This window comes from Methanocaldococcus indicus (assembly GCF_049554935.1).
Taxonomy (GTDB): Archaea; AGJL01; Methanococci; order Methanococcales; family Methanocaldococcaceae; genus Methanocaldococcus; species Methanocaldococcus indicus.
This window is the reverse complement of sequence record NZ_CP186926.1, coordinates 515,904-533,318: the sequence shown is the minus strand read 5'-3', so window position 1 is coordinate 533,318 and position 17,415 is coordinate 515,904. Positions and strand designations below refer to the sequence as shown.

Sequence of the window (17,415 nt, the reverse complement as noted above, 5' to 3'; positions counted from 1 at the left end):
ATTATGGACTATATAAAAATATTAACTTTAAATTATTCAGATGAAGAGAAGATAAATGCTTTAAAAGAGATATACAAATTAGAGGTAGATGAAATTATTCCTTTTTTAGATGTTGTATATGAACTTTTAGAATCTACAAAAGAGAGAAGTTTCCAGGAGTTAATTTCAGATAATTTATATTCATCTGAAAGAAATAGAGAAATAATAATATTGTGCATAAACATTATAGAAAAAGTAGGAAAAAATTATGGAGATGTTGTTTCCCCATATATTCCATACTTAATAAAGCTTTTAGATAGTGATTTTAAAGAAATTAGAGAAAAAGCAGCAGAAGCTTTGGGTAATATAGATTCAAAAGTAGCAATTTATGCATATCCTAAAATAATAAAGAACTTAGATAATGAGATATATGCTAAAACATTAGCTAAACTAATTTTAAAAGCAGATAATAAATATACTATTCTTTTAAATCTTTTTGAGAACTTTAATAATTATGCTATAATAACAATAAATGAGCTAAAAAAATATAATCCTAAGTTAATTTATGAGTTTGTTCCTCTTATTAAAAGGGTGGAAAAATAAAAAATTTAAATCTTTAATATCTCTTAATATATTCTTTATATTTAAACAAGAGATTTGTAATTTTTCTTATATCTTCTCCTTGTTGTTTTGCATCATTTAAATAGATATTTACAAGTTGCTTAGTTAATATTCTTGGATTAGATTTCCACATTTCAGCATGTAGATATAAATCAAAACATCTATATTCTGCTAAACTCATATTATTTTTATATTCTATAAAAATTGGATTTTCTTCTTTTGGAGTATCAACTACTAATTTAGCTAATTCTGTTGTTGGTATTGGCTCAGCAATAGAAACAAAAATGTCATCTAATTCAGCATCAACAATAAAATCCTTTGTTAAAAGATAATCTTTCTCTGTTTCAGTTGGATATCCCACTATAAAGCTTCCAGCAACTTTAACACCACAATCTTTTGCCAATTTAATAGCATTTAAATTTTTCTCTCTATTAGTTCCTTTTTTCATATCTCTCAAAATTTTATTACTTCCACTTTCTAATCCAAAAAACACCCATCCAATAGTATAGTTTTTAATTCCCTCTAAGATTTCCTCATCAACATAATCAACTCTCATATCTGGAACAGATATATTATTTTTTCCCAAAATAGATGATAATTTTTCTAACAATTCTAAAAATTTATTTTTATCAACTGACTTTTTAAAGTTGTATAAACTTCCAGTCCCACCACTAATTGCTATTCTCTTAGCTCCTCTTTTTTTAAATTCTAAGACCTCTCTTATTATGTCATCTATCTCTCTACTTCTAATACTTTTACCAAAGAACTTAGGAACTTGACAAAATGTGCAATTTCCTAAACAACCTCTATGTGTCTCAATATAAACATTAGCACCTCTAATATTCTGTTTTCCTATATCATTTGGTATTAGAGGAATAGGATGATTTAACTCAGGTTTTTCTTTTGGATAGTTAATAACTATCTCATCTCCTTCTTTATAAGCTAATCCTTCATTATCTCCTTCCAAAATTTTTGGAGTTATTAGTTCTCCTTCTCCAATTATAACTCCATCTACATCCATCTCATTCAAAATAATCTCTGGATATGTGGAAACACATCCAGCAACATATATCTTTAACTTTTTTTTAATATTTTTTAAATATTTTATAGAGTTTTTTATATTATCATCTAAAATATGAAGTGTTGAGTATAAACTATATATTACTACATCAGCTTTTAAAAATAGTGTTTTATCAAAATTTTTAGATAAATGAACTTTATAACCTTTCTCTTTCAAAATACCTCCAATTAGCATAGCTCCATAAGTATATATTTTTGGAGTGTATATAACAACTCTCATAGTTATCATAGACAATATAATTAGGAGGTAATATTTTATGGTTACCTACAAAGATGCAGGAGTAGATATTGATAAGGAGGATAAAGTAATAAAGGCATTAATTTCACAAATAAAATTTAAGAGAGATGACTATAAACCTAATTTTTTAGGACATTATGCAGGAGGAATTGAGTTTGGAGACTATTATTTGGTTTTATCAACTGATGGTGTTGGAAGTAAGATGATTATAGCTGAAAAAGCTAAGAAGTTTGATACAGTTGCTATTGACATGATAGCAATGAATGTAAATGATGCTATCTGTATAGGAGCTGAACCTGTTGCTTTGGTAGATTATTTAGCTGTTGGATATATTGATGAAGAGATAGCCAAACAAATTGGAGAAGGTTTAAATAAAGGGGCTGAGGAAGCAAATATAAACATCTTAGGTGGAGAAACAGCAACACTTCCAGATTTAATAAATGGAATAGATTTGGCAGGGACTGTTTTAGCTATTGTTAAAAAAGATGCTGTTATAACAGGAGAGAAAATAGAGGAAGGAGATGCTATAGTTGGATTAAGAAGTTCAGGGATACATAGTAATGGGCTTAGTTTAGCAAGAAAGGTATTTTTTGATATAGCTAAAATGAAGTTGGATGATAAATTATCTTATGGAAAAACATTAAAAGAAGAGTTATTAACTCCAACAAAAATTTATGTAAAACCTGTTTTAGAAATGATTAAGAAGGTTAATGTTAAAGGACTTGCTCACATAACAGGAGGAAGTTTTAGGAAATTAAGAAGATTAAAAAGTATGGTTTATTATATTGATAATCTACCAGAACCATTACCAATTTTCAAAGAAATTCAAAGATTAGGAAATGTTCCAGATGAAGAGATGTTTAGAACTTTTAATATGGGAATTGGTTTTTGTGTTATAATTAGTGAGAAAGATGTAAAGAAAATTATAGATATTGCTAAAAAATATGATATTGATGCCTATATAATTGGTAGAGTATATAACAAGTTAGAAATTGATGGTAAAGAATATGAGGATTGCTCTATTATAAAGTATAACAATAAACATATAGTATTAAAGTGAATTAAAAAAAGGTGATTTATATTCCTCCATATATAAATCATGATTTTGGAGTTGGAGGTTTAGGTATTATATGGGAAATTTTAATACTCATCTTAATCATAATATCAATTTATATAATCATACAAATAAATAGAAACCATGAAAAACTAACAAAGATAGAGAAAGATATAGAAGAGATAAAAGAAACAACTAAAAAATTAGAGAAAAAATGGGAAGAAATTGAGTGAATATATGGATTTAGAAAATGTTGTAAAAATTTGTGATGCATTATCTAATCCCATAAGATTAAAGATTTTATATATTTTGGATAATAAACCAATGAGCATCTATGAACTATCAAAAATTTTAAACCTTTCGAGGCCTGTTCTATATGCTCATATAAAAAAATTAGAAAAAGCTAATTTAATAGAATCTAATTTAATTGTAGAGAATAACAGAACAAAAAGAATATACAAAGCTAAAAAATTTAATTTTTATATTGATAACAAGGTTATTGAAAAATTGTTTAAAAGTGAGTAGATATGTGTGGGATTTTTGGAATATATTCTTATGAAAATTTAAATGTATCTAAAAAGATTTACTATGGATTGTTTGCTTTACAACATAGGGGCCAAGAAGGTGCTGGGATAGCAGTAAGTGATGGGAAGAATATAGGGTATTATAAAAATATAGGTTTAGTTACAGAAGTTTTCAAAGATGATATTTTACAAAATTTGTTTGGACATATTGGAATAGGACATGTTAGGTATTCAACAACTGGAATAAAATCTGTTGAGAATTGTCAGCCATTTGTTGTCAAAAGCTCTTTTGGGCAGATTGCAATAGCCCATAATGGAGATATTGTAAATTCTGAGGAGTTAAGAATAGAATTAGAAAAGAAGGGGCATATATTCACATCTACTTCTGACTCTGAGGTTATAGCTCAACTCTTAGTTAGAGAGTTATTAAAAACAGATGATAGAATTGAAGCTATAAAAAATGTTTTAGATAAATTAGTTGGAGCATATTCTTTGTTAATTATGTTTGAAGATTGTTTAGTTGCTGTTAGAGATAAACATGGATTTAAACCATTATGTATTGGAGAAGATGGAGAAAATATATATGTCTCATCAGAAGATTGTGCTTTAACTACTTTGGATGTCTCTTTTTTAAAAGATGTTCAACCAGGAGAGATAGTAGTTATAAATAAAGATGGTATGGAGAGTTATAAAATTTCTAACAATAATAAAGCTACAACATGTATGTTTGAATACATATACTTTGCCAGACCAGACTCTACAATAGATGGGATAAGTGTATATAAAGTTAGGAGAGATATAGGAAAGATGTTGGCTAAGGAACATCCAGTTTCAGCTGATTTAGTTTCTCCTATACCTGACTCTGGGAATGCTTTTGCAATTGGATTTGCTGAGGAGTCAAATATCCCATACTATGAAGCCTTAATAAAAAATAAATACACTGGAAGAACCTTTATTTTGCCTTCTCAAAATGAGAGAGAATTAGCTGTAAGATTAAAGTTAGCCCCAGTAAGAAGTTTGTTAGAAAATAAGAGAGTTGTATTGGTAGATGACAGTATAGTAAGAGGGACTACATCAAAAAGAATAGTAAATATGGTTAGGAAAGTTGGAGCTAAAGAAGTCCATTTAAGAATTGGATGTCCAAGAATAATATCCCCTTGTTACTATGGAATAGATATGGCCACAAAAGAGGAGTTAATAGCACATAATAAAAGTTTAGAAGAAATTAGAAAAAAACTTGGTGTAGATTCTATAGGTTATATATCAATTGAAGGTTTATTAAAAGCAATTGGTAGAAAAGATTTATGTTTAGCTTGTCTAACAGGAGAATATCCAACAGAAATAAACTTTAAAAAAGTTAAGAATAGATAAAAGAGTTATATCATTATATATTACAATTTTTAGCAACTTTTGGTGATTAAAAAATGATTTTTATTACTGGAACTGATACAGGGGTTGGTAAAACATATACATCTAAAATTTTAGGTAAAGAACTAAAAAAAGAAGGAATAAATGTTGGATATTTAAAACCAATAGAAACAGGAGGTAGAGAAGACACTATAACTTTAAAAAAAGCTTTAAATTTAGATGATGATTTAAATATTATAAATCCAATAAACTTAAAACTTCCACTTTCCCCCAATATTGCTTTTGAAGTTGAAAATTCTCATTTAACATTAGATGAAATAAAAAATAAAATAAAAGAAAGTTTTGAATATTTAAAAAATAAATATGATTTTCTAATTGTTGAAGGAGCTGGAGGTGTTTGTGTCCCTATAAAAGATAACTTTCTAATGAGTGATTTAATTAAATTTTTAGATTTAGATGCAGTTATAGTTTCAAGACCAAATTTAGGGACAATAAACCATACTTTATTAACTATTGAGCATCTAAGAAATAAAGGCATTAATGTGAAAGGAGTTATTATCAACTGCATAACTCCTTTAAAAGATGTTTTATTTTATGAGAAAACATTTGAAACTATTGAAAAATATGGAAAAACTAAAATAATAGGCGTTATTGAGAATGAAGAGAAATATTGGATTAATTTTATAATGAAATAAATAGTAAATTATATAATATAGTTATAAAAATATAAGGTAGTAGAAATATTAGGTGATAAAATATGCTTCCACTAATTCCTACATCAAAATCAGATATTCATAAGTTAGAGCATGTCTTAATATTAGGGACTCTTTTCAGACCAGAAATATTAGAGTTAATTAAAGACCCAATAGAAAAAGTTACATGGGTAGATTCTTTAGCTATTGCTGCAGGTGCATTGGCAAGGGCTAAGGCAGGATATACTGTTAGTGAGATAGCTGAAGAGCTTGGTAGAACTGAACAAACAATTAGAAAACATTTAAAGGGAGAGACAAAAGCTGGAAAATTGGTTATGGAAACTTATGAGTTGTTAAAAGAAGGTAAGTTGAGTATTGAAGAAGTTGAGAAATTCTTAGAAGCAGTATCTTTAAGAGAAAAAATAAAAGAAGATGTAGAAGAAATTAAAAAACTACAAGATGAATTAGAAAAAGTTAAAAAAGAAAATGAAGAGCTATCTAAGAAGTTAGAGTTAGTTAAAGAAAAATTGAAAGAGTTATTAGAACAGCTCTAAATTGTTCTTTGAGTGAAAGGAATGATTTTGAAATTTAATGATTCTAATTTTTTAGAGGATTTTCAAAATCCCCTTTTTATTTTAACATTATCATCTATTGAGACAACTCTTTATTATCCTATCTCTGGGGTTCATAAAGATATTATTAGATATACTCCAGCCTTAGATGCTGAATTAGTTTTTTATGGTGAAGTAAAAACTTTAAAAAAGATACCTTTTGATAGCTCTTTTTCTCCTACTCCTGCTATAATAAGTAGAGTGTGTATAGAACTAAAAAATATTAAATCTCTTGTTGTAGATGCAGGCTCTTTTGTTAAGCCAAAACTTCCATATATAGATATGGATGAAAAACCTACTGGAAGGATTGAAAAAGGAGAAGCTATTGAAGATAGTGAAGAACTTTTCTATAAATCTTATTTATTAGGAAAGAATTTAAATTGTGAAAGTTTAATATTGGGGGAATGTGTGCCTGGCGGAACAACAACAGCATTAGGTGTTTTATTAGGTTTAGGATACAATGCTGAAGGAAAAGTGAGCTCTGGCTCTATTAACAATCCTCATGATTTAAAATTAAAGATTGTCAACGAAGGTCTAAAAAAAATTAAAGGAGGAGATGTTTTTAGTGTATTAAATGCTGTTGGAGACAAAATGATGCCTGTTGTTGCAGGTTTATCTATCTCTTTCTCAGAAGAAAATAAAAAAGTTATGTTGGCAGGAGGAACACAGATGGCTGCTGTTTTATCAGTTATTAAGGAGATTGATAAAAAAGCTTTAAAAAATATCTGCTTAGCTACAACTGAATTTGTTATTAATGATAAGAACTCTGATTTATTAGGATTAGTTAATGAAATTGGAAAAATTCCTGTTTATGGAGCTAAATTATACTTTGAAGAATCTAAAATAGAGGGATTAAAAAATTATTGCTATGGCTCTGTTAAGGAAGGTGTAGGTGCTGGAGGATTAGCTGTCTATTGTATATCAAAAGGTATATCTGGAAGAGTTATTAAAGAAAAAGTTGAAGAAAAACTGTTGAGGAATTGTCTATGATTAATATTAAAATAAAGAGATTTAAAGATGGTAAGGAGTGGATAGAAGAGTATAAAGTCCCAGAAAACTTAACTGTCTTAGAAGCATTAGAATATATAAATAAAGAGTATAATGCAGATATAGCATTTAGATACTCTTGTAGGAATTGTCAGTGTGGTAGTTGTTCATTAACAATAAACAATGAGCCAAAACTTGCATGTGTAGAAAAAGTTAAAGATGGAATGCTTATAGAAGCTTTAAAGGGATTTAGAGTAATTAGAGATTTAATAGTTGATAGAGAAAGCTATAATAAAAAGCTTTTAAATATAAGAAACTTTTTAATTAGGAAAAAATATCCTGAGTATATTGAAAAAATAGATGATAATGTAGTTGAAAAAGTAAAAAATCTAAAATCATGTATTGAATGTTTATCATGCTTATCTCTATGTCCTGCAAGAGAAAACTCAAACTATCCTGGAGCTACAATAATGAGACAGTTGGCAAGGTTTTTAGAAGATGTAAGGGATGAGGAAGATAGAGAAAAAATTGCATTCTTTGAGAATTTGTTTAATTGCACAACTTGCCACAAATGTGTTGAAGTTTGTCCAATGGACATAGATATAGTTAAAAAAGCTATTGAAAAATTAAGAGAATATAGTTTTAAAAAAGGATTATACTTAGATAATCATTTAAAAGTTAGAGAAAATCTTTTAAAATATAATAGAAGTGTTGTAAAAGAAGATATTCCATTTTTGGAAGAGATAGACAAAGAGTATTTTAAAGCTGAAAATGAAAAATTTAAAGTTCTATTTTTTACAGGATGTTTGGTTGATTACAGATTAAAAAATTTGGCTTATGAAACAATAAAAGTTTTGAATGCTCACAATATTTCAGTTGTTGTCCCTAAAAATCAAGTATGTTGTTTATCTCCAATGTTGAGAGTTGGACAGAGAGATATAGCAAATAAATTAATTGAGATGAATAAAAGAATATTTAATGAATATAAAGAAAAATACAACTATAAATATATAGTAACTATATGTGCTGGATGTGGAAGCACATTAAAAAATGATTATAAATTGGAGGATGTTAGAGATATAACTGAATTGATAAATGAAGTAGGATTTTTAAAATACAAACCTCTAAAAATGAGAGTTACCTATCACCATCCATGCCATCTGTTAAGAGGACAAAAAATAAAAGATGAGCCAATAAAGATTTTAAAATCAATTCCTAAATTAGAATATGTTGAAATTCCAGCCAAATGTTGTGGAGCTGGTGGAGGAGTTAGAAGTGGCAATCCAGAGTTATCTAAAATTATAGGAACTAAAAGAAAAAAAGACATTATGAAGTTAGATGTAGAAGGGGTTATAACTGTCTGTCCATTTTGTGAATATCAATTAAAAGATATTTTGGAAGATACAAATATTAAGGTGTATAATATAGTTTCAATATTGAGTAAGGTAATCTAATATGATTTTTGGTATTGATGAAGCTGGAAGAGGGCCAGTTATAGGGCCATTGGTTGTATGTTGCTACACAACAGATAAGGAGTTAGATAGCTCAATAATAAAAGATAGTAAAAAGCTAACAAAAAAGAAAAGAGAAGAATTAAAGAAACTATTGGAAAATATTGGAAATTATAAAATTATTGTTCTATCTCCTAAGGAATTGAATGAGTTAATGGAACAAAAAAATTTAAATGATATTGAAATAGAGCTATTTTCAAAAGCTTTTAAAAATTTAATAAAAGATTTAAATATTAAAAATAAAAATATAACTGTTGTAATAGATTCATGCTCAACAAATTCAGAGAAATTAAAAGAGAAGTTTTTAAAGTTAGTTGATGATGAAGTAAAGAAGAGAAATATTAAAATTAATATTATTGCTGAGCATAAGGCAGATGATAAGTATCCAGTTGTTTCAGCAGCATCTATTATTGCTAAGGTTGTTAGAGATAAAATAATTGAGGATTATAAAAATAAATATGGAGATTTTGGAAGTGGATATCCTTCTGATGAGAGAACTATAAAATTTTTAGAGGATTATTATAAAAAACATGATAAATTTCCTGAAATAGTTAGAGAGAAGTGGAAAACATTAGAAAAAATAAAAAGTAAGTATAAACAGAAGAGTTTAACTGATTTTTGGTGAGATTTTGCTTATAATTGCTGGTTATGACCCAAGTGGTGGAGCAGGAGTATTAGCAGATTTAAAGGTTTGTAGAGAACTAAATATAAATCCAAGAGTAGTAACAACATCAATCATCCCACAAAATAACTTAAAGGTTTATGAAAAATATGACTTACCAATTGAGAATATAGAAAATCAGCTAAAATCAATTTTTGAAGAGTATTATATAAAGTGGGTAAAAGTTGGAGTTGTTAGTGGGGAATGTATTGACTTAATTGTTGAATATATAAAAAAATATGATTTAAAGGTTATTTTAGACCCTGTTTTAGAGTCTTCTACAAAGTATAAGTTTATAGAAAATTTAGATAAATATTTAGAGTTAATCAATTCATCTTATTTAATAACCCCAAATGAGAAAGAATACAGAGTATTAAAGGACTATCTTAGTGACTATAAAAACTATATTCTAATAACTGGAATAAATGATAAATTGATAAAGAATAATGAACTAATAAAGGAGTTTTATGGAGTTAAGTTGGATAGAGATGTTCATGGAACTGGTTGTGTGTATTCAACAGCAATAACTTCATTTTTATTTTTAGGTTATAACTTATTTGAAAGTATTGAAGAAGCTAAAAAATTGGCTATATCATCAGTTATATATGCAGAAAAAACAAAATTTGGATACAACTCAAATCCAAAACATATAAATAAAGAAAAGATTTTAAAAAATTTATATTATGCATTAGAATACCTAAGAAAAATAAATTTCTCTTTAATTCCAGAGATTGGAAGTAATTTAGCTGAATGCTTAATTTTACCAAAGAGTTATGAAGATATAGCATCATTAACAGGTAGAATTGTAAAAAATAAAGAAGAAGAAAATAAATTTTATGTTTGTGGTAGGTTTAAATTTGGTATTAGAGGGCATGTATCAAGGTTAGTGTTATCAGCCAATAAAATAAATCCTTCAATTAGAGCAGGGATGAATATAAAATATAGTGAAGAACTTATAGAAAAATTAGAAGATAAGTTTAAAGTATCTTACTTTGACAGAAAAAAAGAACCAAAGAATGTATCTACTATGGAATGGGGAATAAAAGAGGCATTATCAAGAAATAAAGATGCTGATATTGTCTATGATACAGGAGATATTGGAAAAGAACCAATAATAAGAGTTTTAGGAAAAGATATTTTAGAAGTTGTAAAAAAAGTAGAAATTATTGAAGATATTTATAAAAAAATTTAATGAAATTTTTTAATTTCATCTATTATATACTTTATAGCTTCAAATGCCTCATATCTATGTCTTGAAAATATAGTTATAGATGTTATTCTCTCCCCAACCTTTAACTCCCCATAATTATGAAAGATAACAACCTCCAATAAATTATATTTCTCTTTTGCAATTTGAGGGATATCTTTTATTTTATCTATAACCTCTTTATTTATAACCATCTTTTCAGCAGGAATCTTTTTTCCATCTTTTACATGGTAGTTTCTAACATATCCTTCCATAGTTAATATACTTCCATACTCCCCTCTTAATTCTACCTTTTTTTTCTCTATAAACTCTAAATATCTTTTATAGTTGTCAAATATCATTTAGTTATCCCCTCACAATAATGCATAAAATCCATATCTTGGCTGATAAATATCTCCTGCTTTTTTTAGATATTCTAATGCTTTATATACATCATCCTCAGATAACCCCTCATTTATAGCTTTCTCCACAATCTCTTCCTCAGGAGCTAATTTATCATCTCTCAAACTACATAACTCTCTTATAATCCCTAAAACTAAATCCATTTTATCTCTTCTTGATTTTGGAGTTCCAGATATTTTATCTAAATCTATTGTTCCAGTTTCTGGGTCATAAGCTATCTCTTTTAAACAATAATCAATAATATTTATAGCATTTTCTACATCTTCCTTATCTACTGTATATGACAATCTTGCCTTAGCATGCATCTCAGCCAATCTTACTATTGCCTCTAACTGTCTTGCAGTTATTGGTATTGGATTATCTCCCTCTCCTAACTTTCTCATTTCTAAGTAGTATTTTTTAGCTATCTTTTTTGCTTCGTTAGTTAGATAAGGCATAATAAGCTTTTTTTCATCAAATTCTCCCAAATATATCTCCTGGTTTTCTTCAATATATGAGCAACTTCTTGCAAATATTATATAATATTTTAGAAGATTTTCATCTACCTTTATTCCATCCACTTCAATCTCTCCTAAAATATTGTATTCTTTCTTAGCTGTTTCTATATGTGTCTCCAATATATGCTCAGCTATTAACTCATCATTTTCTTTATTTGGTATATCCATTAGTGGGAAGATTAAATCAAATCTACTTAATAAAGGAGCTGGAATATCTATCTGTTCTATAACAGTTAAGTTCCTATCAAATCTCCCCCTTTTTGGATTACATGCTGCTAAAACAGCACATCTTGCAGGTAGTTTTACATTTAAACCTCCTTTATTTATATGGATTGTCTGATTTTCCATAGCCTCTAAAATATACCTCATAACATTTTTATCTACTGTTAGCTCATCAATACATGCTGTTCCTTCATTTGCCTTAACAAAAACACCTGGCTTTACAACCCAACCATCACCTATCTCTGTTGATTCTCTTGTTACTATTGCAGTTAATCCTCCACCTGTTGCTGTTGTTACTGATGCATAAGCATTCTGTGGAAAGAGTCTTGCTATCCTTTTAAGCATAGTAGTTTTTCCAATTCCTGGGTCAGTTATTAGTAAAATATGACTGTCTCTCCTTAAAGGTGAGCCATCTGGGAGATATTTAAAGGCACCTTTAATTTGTTGTAAGAAAATAGATTTTTTTACAAGTTCATAGCCTTTAATTTGTGATATTAAAAATTCTGATAGAATATCAACAATATTTTTCTTTCTACCTAACTCATATAGTGTCTCTAAAATATCTTCTTTATAAAGGATATCTCTAACTTCTATCTTCTGATAGCTTTCAGATATCCTAACAAAATTACTTCTTACAAATATCTCATAAACAGGAATGTTGCTTTTACTTCTTTTTTTTAAGACTGTCCCAACTACATTTACTCTTCCAGAGTATATCCCATTACTATTTTCTAAAAACACTCTTATACTCCTTGGTGGGTCATCTGGATTTTTCATTAAATCAATTGGTTGCTGTATTTCTAATTCTTGGATATTTATATATGTTGATTCATCTTCATCTAATAACATTTTTTCATTACATTCAATACATGTTGAAGATATTTTTTCAAAGTAGTTGTATATGTTTTTGTAAATTATTTTTCCACATTTTGGGCAAACAAAGCAAGCTCTCTTTAATAGAGCACAAACTTTTCCAGCTTTTATAATATTTCCTTCAAATTCTACCAATCTATTAATATCCTCTGCTGAAATTTCATCAATTAATTTATAGCATCCAATAGGATTTTTAAATGCTATTTGCATCTTTTCTAAGTTATTTTCTTCTCCAAAAAGCTCATAATATGCCTCTTTGAAAATATCTAAAATAATATCTTCTGAAAATTTAGGATATTTAATAATTATATCATTTAGCTCTCCAAGTTCAGGAAATTCTTCTAAAAATTTTTTTATGTCAAAAACAAAAACTTTATCTATAATATTCCTTGATAACTCTTCTTTTATGAATCTTTTTATAGGAATCTCGTATTTTATTCTAAAATCTTCCTCATTAATTATCATAATTAAAACCCTAAAATTCTATAATACAATAGCAAAATCAATATTCCAAACAGAATCCTATAAATACCAAAAATTACAAAACTATGATTTTTGATATATCTTAAAAATATTCTTATTGTTATCAGAGCAATAACAAAAGACAATATAAATCCTAAGAGTATATTAAATTTCTCATTAAAATTTAGAGAGTGATAATTTTTAACTATAATATATAAAGAAGCAATAACCATAACAGGAATAGCTGATAAAAATGAAAATTCTACAGCTACTTTTCTATTTAAATTTAGTAATAATCCCCCTATTATTGTAGCTCCACTCCTTGAAGTTCCTGGAATTAAAGAAAATGCTTGAAAAATTCCAATAAAAAAAGCTTTTTTATAACTAATATCTTTTAAGTTGTTAATTCTATTCTCCTCTTTATAATATTTCTCAACTATAATAAAAATAATTCCTCCAACTATAAAGGCAAAACTCACAACTATTGGATTAAATAAATATTTTTCAATAAAGTCATTTAGTAGGAATCCTAAAATACCTATTGGTATAAAAGAGATTAATACCTTAATCCATATATCTAAATCTTTCTTTAAATAGTTAGAGTATTCATATATAACTGCCAAAATAGCTCCCAATTGAATAACAATATCAAAAGTAATATTACTCTTAATATTCATTAAATAACTTATAACAATTAAATGTCCAGTTGAAGATATAGGTAAAAATTCAGTTACTCCCTCTACAAAAGATAGTATAAGAACATCTAAAAGGTTCATAGTTTCCCTTATTCAGTTATATCCCCATAAGCCAACTCTTCTCTCTTTTGCTTCTCTCTCAATTTTTAAAAACTCATTTTTTAGAGAAAAATCAGAAATATAGACTCTTGCATATCCCTCTTTTAGAAGAAGTTCATTAAAATTAACTAAATGTCCAGATTCATTTAAATAGATATATGCTAAGTATCTACCATATCTATCTTTTTGAAGATTTTTATCAAATACTATTATGACTTCTTTGTTTAAAAGTTCTCTTTCAGCAAAATGCTTTGCTTTATATCCCCAAAGTTTTAGGTAGGTTGTGTTTGTTATAGGAGTTCCATTTAGGAGATAGTATTCATAAGGATTATTTTTTTTGTGTATTTCAGGAGTATCTACTCCTAAAAGTCTTATTTTCCAAAGTTCTCCATTAACATCAACATATACTGTGTCTCCATCAACAACTTTAACAACTTTTCCATAGTAGTAGTATTTAAATTCATGCCCATCTACTCTTAACTCATGATGATTATTTAAACAGCCACACAACATTAAAAATGATATTAAAGGGATAATTAGTTTTTTCATAATTCTCCCTCAACAAATCTCTCCAACATATATATTATCTTTATTTCTTAAAATTCTAACTCTTACCTTTTCTCCTATTAATTTATCTTCATTCTTACAGTTGATTATTTGAATGATTCTATTATTTGCTACTCCTAAAACTTCTCCTTTTACTCTCCCATCTAAAACTACATCAACTAAAACCTTCTCACCTAATTTAAATACATAAGGTAATTTTTTCCTTTTATGTGTTCCAAAATCTTCTGGTTTTAGTTTTAACTTTACATCTATTCCCTTTTTTTTGTATTCATTTTCATAACTCTCCAACAATGAATAAAATTTTTTATAGTTCCATACTTTCATTTTTTTAGGCTTTCTTCCTAATGGGTATATTTCACACAATTGACATCCTAAAATAGGGTCTTTTTTTCCTGTTAATGGGTTTATAACATTTTGTTTTATTCTTAAATCTAAATTTATAGTGTAATCTATTACTTTTTTAAATTCTTCATCATTTATATTTGGTAAAAGGATAGGGGCTACTAAAAGATGAATTTTAGAATTTTTTATATATTCAGCTATATCTAATATTTTCTCTATGTTATAATTTCTATCTCCTGCTAAAAGTTTAGCCATTTTCTCATCAATTGCATTAATAGAGAGATTTATTCTATGTAGTCCTACCTCTTCCAACTCATCAATTAACTTATAAGTAAGAGGGACTCCATTACTTTGCATTGTTACAATTCCATCTTTATTAATATCATTCAACTCCTGAACTAAATCAACTAAAGGATAATAAAGTGATGGTTCTCCCTGTCCATCTAAATGACTCTCTAATTTATAATTTCCTTTAAATTCAGCTAATTTTTTATATTCTTTAACTAAATAATCTAAATCAACATAATAATCATTTTTCCTTGTTTTAGAGTATTTCCCTTCATCAACTGAGCAAAATATACAGTTCATATTGCATCCACAGTGCCCTCTAACTTGAATTATATTTCTTCCCCTGTCTATTAAACCAAAAGCTGTATGCCCTATTAATGGAATTGGTTCATTTATATAAATAACTCTTCTATTTGTAATTTTACTTTTTAAATTGTTGGCTATTTTGTAAGATATCAAATTTAAAATTCCCATCTTTAAATTCTCAGCTCTTTTTGGATGAGCATTAATCTTTAAAATACCATTATCTAAAATTTCTACTTCTTCATAAGAAATTTCTACTTCAACAAAATAATTCTTGTTTATTTCTAAAATTAATTTACTTCCCTTATTTTCCACATTTGTAATCATTTTATACTTAGTTAAGTCTAAGATTGTCATATTTAACACATGATAAACTTTATATATAAAATCTAAAGAAAATTTTAACAAATATTTTTATAGAGGATATTATGAAATTTAATGTTCATGAGTTATCTAAAAATAATAGAAAGTCATTTGGAAATAATATAGACATTGCAATATTTAGGATTATTAGATATATGGACTTAGATAGATATTTAGGAAAAAGTGCTAATATGATTATTTATCAGTGTGGAAAAAGTTTTGGGAAATCTTTGGAGTTATCATCTATTGAAGATATTATAAAATTTTGTGAAAAGTTTAAAATTGGTAAGGTTGAGATAGTTAATAAAGAACCTTTAAAGATAAGAGTATATGAATGTATATCTTGTTCTGGACTTCCAGATGTGGGTGAAACTTTATGCTATTTTGAAGGAGGATTTATTGCAGGTTGTTTAGAGAACTTATTAAATAAGAAAGTAATTGCAAAGGAGACACATTGTGCAGGTTTAGGACATGATTTTTGTCAATTTGATATTAGATTATTATAAAGTCAAATAAAAAACCTCAGTTAATAAACCACCAAACATAACTTTGAAATTCTTTTTTATTTCTAAATTATTTTTATATATAGCATCTTTAAACAGTTTTGTTTCAGCAGTTATTACAATAATTCTTGCATCTCCATGCATATTTTTCTTTGCTGATGATAAAAAATTTTCATAAAGCTTTTTTATATACTTCTTTCTTCCCATTCTTATACCATAAGGTGGATTTGTTATAATAATATCAAACTTCATATTAAAATGTTCGGCATCTCCTACATCAAAATTAATTGTATCTAACACATTTGCATTGTTTGCATTTTCTTTAGCTCCATCTATAAACTTAGGATTTTTATCAAAACCATATATATTGTAAATATTATTATTCATTGAGATGTTTTCTTTTATTTTATTTAAAAGGTTATATCCAAACAATTTTAAAAATTGAAAAGAATATTTTTTCTCTCTAAATATTCCAGGAGGGATATTTCTCTTTAAAAGAGCTGCTTCAATTGGAATAGTTCCACTACCACACATAACATCTAACAAAGTTTCATCATCTTTGAAATTTGAGAAATAAACTAAACTTGCAGCAATTGTAGCATTTAAATGTGCTGGATGATTAAAAACTCTCCATCCTCTTTTATCTAATGCTACATCCCCAGTTGTATCTAAACCAACTAATAGCTCATTAAATATTAACTCTACCCTAACAATAACATCAGGATTATCTAAATTTACTTTCAATCTTACATTTTTGTCTTTTTGATATGATTTTATTAAAGCTTCTCCTGCAACTCTTCCGATATCTATTGATGTAAAGTTATGCACCCCCACTCTTAAAGGTCTTATAGCAAAACTTTGATTTTCATCAATAAAACTCCAATCTATATTATATATTATTTTATATATATCTTCTAAGTTTTCCACTTTTTCTCTATGTAGAAGAATGTTTATTCTTTCTAATGTCCTTGATAAGTAGTTTGTTTTTGCTATTAACTCCTCTTTACCTTTAAAAAATATCCTACCTTTTCCTTCCCTAACCTCTAAAATCTTTCCTCCTAAGTTAATAACGTCTTCCTTTGCTATCTCTTCCAATCCTGGTGAGAGTGTTGCATAAAACTTCATATTTATCAACAAAAATTTTTTTATGGAATGTGCATAATTTTAAGGTTATCTTATAATTTATATCCTTACCTCTAAATCTTTAATAGCCTTTTAATTAACTATGATAAATCCTAATTGACAATAATTCTTTAATACTTTATT

19 protein-coding genes are annotated in these 17,415 nt (G+C 27.2%); 12 read left to right on the top strand and 7 right to left on the bottom strand.

Translation table 11 applies throughout. The annotated features are described in order from the left end of the window. Positions 1-3: 3 nt before the first annotated feature. On the top strand, positions 4-582 hold the full coding sequence (locus ACPB8Q_RS03030; RefSeq protein ID WP_423793201.1) for a HEAT repeat domain-containing protein: 579 nt from the start codon (positions 4-6) through the stop codon (positions 580-582). Between the two features lie 13 nt (positions 583-595). Here the strand turns inward: ACPB8Q_RS03030 and ACPB8Q_RS03025 are convergent, their stop codons facing one another. Beyond that, complete coding sequence (locus ACPB8Q_RS03025) at positions 596-1,900, bottom strand: methyl-coenzyme M reductase glutamine C-methyltransferase (RefSeq protein ID WP_423793397.1); 1,305 nt, start codon at positions 1,898-1,900, stop codon at positions 596-598. A 37-nt stretch (positions 1,901-1,937) separates the two neighbouring features. Between ACPB8Q_RS03025 and purM the strand changes: the two genes are divergently transcribed. The 10 genes from purM (at position 1,938) to ACPB8Q_RS02975 (ending at position 10,518) form a co-directional block, all read left to right on the top strand. Continuing rightward, a complete protein-coding gene (purM, locus tag ACPB8Q_RS03020) occupies positions 1,938-2,978 on the top strand; it encodes a phosphoribosylformylglycinamidine cyclo-ligase (protein ID WP_423793200.1) in 1,041 nt (346 codons plus the stop codon). An 11-nt stretch (positions 2,979-2,989) separates the two neighbouring features. Further along, positions 2,990-3,205 (top strand): hypothetical protein, encoded by a 216-nt coding sequence (locus ACPB8Q_RS03015; RefSeq protein ID WP_423793199.1) that lies wholly within the window; start codon positions 2,990-2,992, stop codon positions 3,203-3,205. Between the two features lie 4 nt (positions 3,206-3,209). Continuing rightward, positions 3,210-3,497, top strand: a complete 288-nt coding sequence (locus tag ACPB8Q_RS03010) for an ArsR/SmtB family transcription factor (protein ID WP_423793198.1) — start codon at positions 3,210-3,212, stop codon at positions 3,495-3,497. A gap of 2 nt (positions 3,498-3,499) precedes the next feature. Continuing rightward, positions 3,500-4,867: an amidophosphoribosyltransferase gene (purF, locus tag ACPB8Q_RS03005; protein WP_423793197.1), complete on the top strand. Its 1,368-nt coding sequence runs from the start codon at positions 3,500-3,502 to the stop codon at positions 4,865-4,867. A 53-nt stretch (positions 4,868-4,920) separates the two neighbouring features. Continuing rightward, complete coding sequence (gene bioD, locus ACPB8Q_RS03000) at positions 4,921-5,559, top strand: ATP-dependent dethiobiotin synthetase BioD (RefSeq protein WP_423793196.1); 639 nt, start codon at positions 4,921-4,923, stop codon at positions 5,557-5,559. 62 nt (positions 5,560-5,621) lie between these two features. Continuing rightward, complete coding sequence (locus ACPB8Q_RS02995) at positions 5,622-6,110, top strand: helix-turn-helix domain-containing protein (RefSeq protein ID WP_423793195.1); 489 nt, start codon at positions 5,622-5,624, stop codon at positions 6,108-6,110. Positions 6,111-6,131: 21 nt separating this feature from the next. Further along, a complete protein-coding gene (cobT, locus tag ACPB8Q_RS02990) occupies positions 6,132-7,157 on the top strand; it encodes a nicotinate-nucleotide--dimethylbenzimidazole phosphoribosyltransferase (RefSeq protein WP_423793194.1) in 1,026 nt (341 codons plus the stop codon). After that, positions 7,154-8,608, top strand: a complete 1,455-nt coding sequence (tfrB, locus tag ACPB8Q_RS02985) for a fumarate reductase (CoM/CoB) subunit TfrB (protein ID WP_423793193.1) — start codon at positions 7,154-7,156, stop codon at positions 8,606-8,608. The genes cobT and tfrB overlap by 4 nt, the downstream gene beginning before the upstream one ends. Position 8,609: 1 nt before the next feature. Beyond that, positions 8,610-9,290, top strand: coding sequence for a ribonuclease HII (gene rnhB, locus ACPB8Q_RS02980; RefSeq protein WP_423793192.1), 681 nt, complete (start codon positions 8,610-8,612; stop codon positions 9,288-9,290). A 4-nt stretch (positions 9,291-9,294) separates the two neighbouring features. Then, positions 9,295-10,518, top strand: a complete 1,224-nt coding sequence (locus ACPB8Q_RS02975) for a thiamine-phosphate synthase family protein (RefSeq protein WP_423793191.1) — start codon at positions 9,295-9,297, stop codon at positions 10,516-10,518. Here ACPB8Q_RS02975 and ACPB8Q_RS02970 read toward each other — a convergent pair. From ACPB8Q_RS02970 to ACPB8Q_RS02950, 5 genes are read right to left on the bottom strand one after another with little or no spacing between them, the layout of a single operon-like run. After that, a complete protein-coding gene (locus ACPB8Q_RS02970; RefSeq protein WP_423793190.1) occupies positions 10,515-10,874 on the bottom strand; it encodes a molybdenum cofactor biosynthesis protein MoaE in 360 nt (119 codons plus the stop codon). The genes ACPB8Q_RS02975 and ACPB8Q_RS02970 overlap by 4 nt on opposite strands. A 12-nt stretch (positions 10,875-10,886) precedes the next feature. Beyond that, the gene (locus ACPB8Q_RS02965; RefSeq protein ID WP_423793189.1) at positions 10,887-12,992 is read right to left on the bottom strand and encodes an ATP-binding protein; all 2,106 of its coding nucleotides are present in this window, start codon (positions 12,990-12,992) and stop codon (positions 10,887-10,889) included. A gap of 2 nt (positions 12,993-12,994) precedes the next feature. Further along, the gene (locus ACPB8Q_RS02960) at positions 12,995-13,765 is read right to left on the bottom strand and encodes an undecaprenyl-diphosphate phosphatase (protein WP_423793188.1); all 771 of its coding nucleotides are present in this window, start codon (positions 13,763-13,765) and stop codon (positions 12,995-12,997) included. 12 nt (positions 13,766-13,777) lie between these two features. Then, the gene (gene ecnA / locus ACPB8Q_RS02955; RefSeq protein WP_423793187.1) at positions 13,778-14,332 is read right to left on the bottom strand and encodes a thermonuclease family protein; all 555 of its coding nucleotides are present in this window, start codon (positions 14,330-14,332) and stop codon (positions 13,778-13,780) included. Positions 14,333-14,341: 9 nt separating this feature from the next. Then, positions 14,342-15,640: a radical SAM protein gene (locus ACPB8Q_RS02950; RefSeq protein WP_423793186.1), complete on the bottom strand. Its 1,299-nt coding sequence runs from the start codon at positions 15,638-15,640 to the stop codon at positions 14,342-14,344. Positions 15,641-15,711: 71 nt separating this feature from the next. On the opposite strand from ACPB8Q_RS02950, the gene ACPB8Q_RS02945 reads away from it, so the two are divergent. Then, a complete protein-coding gene (locus ACPB8Q_RS02945) occupies positions 15,712-16,152 on the top strand; it encodes a DUF2507 domain-containing protein (protein WP_423793185.1) in 441 nt (146 codons plus the stop codon). Here the strand turns inward: ACPB8Q_RS02945 and trm14 are convergent. Then, on the bottom strand, positions 16,147-17,274 hold the full coding sequence (gene trm14 / locus ACPB8Q_RS02940) for a tRNA (guanine(6)-N2)-methyltransferase (protein WP_423793184.1): 1,128 nt from the start codon (positions 17,272-17,274) through the stop codon (positions 16,147-16,149). The genes ACPB8Q_RS02945 and trm14 overlap by 6 nt on opposite strands. Positions 17,275-17,415 lie beyond the last annotated feature (141 nt).

Excerpts from the sequence above, each read along its gene's own strand:
- ecnA (WP_423793187.1), bottom strand. The coding sequence starts at position 14,332 with ATGAAAAAACTAATTATCCCTTTAATATCATTTTTAATGTTGTGTGGC.
- trm14 (WP_423793184.1), bottom strand. The coding sequence starts at position 17,274 with ATGAAGTTTTATGCAACACTCTCACCAGGATTGGAAGAGATAGCAAAG.
- ACPB8Q_RS03030 (WP_423793201.1), top strand. The coding sequence starts at position 4 with ATGGACTATATAAAAATATTAACTTTAAATTATTCAGATGAAGAGAAG.
- purM (WP_423793200.1), top strand. The coding sequence starts at position 1,938 with ATGGTTACCTACAAAGATGCAGGAGTAGATATTGATAAGGAGGATAAA.
- ACPB8Q_RS02960 (WP_423793188.1), bottom strand. The coding sequence starts at position 13,765 with ATGAACCTTTTAGATGTTCTTATACTATCTTTTGTAGAGGGAGTAACT.
- ACPB8Q_RS03025 (WP_423793397.1), bottom strand. The coding sequence starts at position 1,900 with ATGAGAGTTGTTATATACACTCCAAAAATATATACTTATGGAGCTATG.
- ACPB8Q_RS02965 (WP_423793189.1), bottom strand. The coding sequence starts at position 12,992 with ATGATAATTAATGAGGAAGATTTTAGAATAAAATACGAGATTCCTATA.
- ACPB8Q_RS02945 (WP_423793185.1), top strand. The coding sequence starts at position 15,712 with ATGAAATTTAATGTTCATGAGTTATCTAAAAATAATAGAAAGTCATTT.
- ACPB8Q_RS02995 (WP_423793195.1), top strand. The coding sequence starts at position 5,622 with ATGCTTCCACTAATTCCTACATCAAAATCAGATATTCATAAGTTAGAG.
- purF (WP_423793197.1), top strand. The coding sequence starts at position 3,500 with ATGTGTGGGATTTTTGGAATATATTCTTATGAAAATTTAAATGTATCT.
- rnhB (WP_423793192.1), top strand. The coding sequence starts at position 8,610 with ATGATTTTTGGTATTGATGAAGCTGGAAGAGGGCCAGTTATAGGGCCA.
- ACPB8Q_RS02950 (WP_423793186.1), bottom strand. The coding sequence starts at position 15,640 with ATGACAATCTTAGACTTAACTAAGTATAAAATGATTACAAATGTGGAA.
- cobT (WP_423793194.1), top strand. The coding sequence starts at position 6,132 with ATGATTTTGAAATTTAATGATTCTAATTTTTTAGAGGATTTTCAAAAT.
- ACPB8Q_RS02970 (WP_423793190.1), bottom strand. The coding sequence starts at position 10,874 with ATGATATTTGACAACTATAAAAGATATTTAGAGTTTATAGAGAAAAAA.
- tfrB (WP_423793193.1), top strand. The coding sequence starts at position 7,154 with ATGATTAATATTAAAATAAAGAGATTTAAAGATGGTAAGGAGTGGATA.
- bioD (WP_423793196.1), top strand. The coding sequence starts at position 4,921 with ATGATTTTTATTACTGGAACTGATACAGGGGTTGGTAAAACATATACA.
- ACPB8Q_RS03010 (WP_423793198.1), top strand. The coding sequence starts at position 3,210 with ATGGATTTAGAAAATGTTGTAAAAATTTGTGATGCATTATCTAATCCC.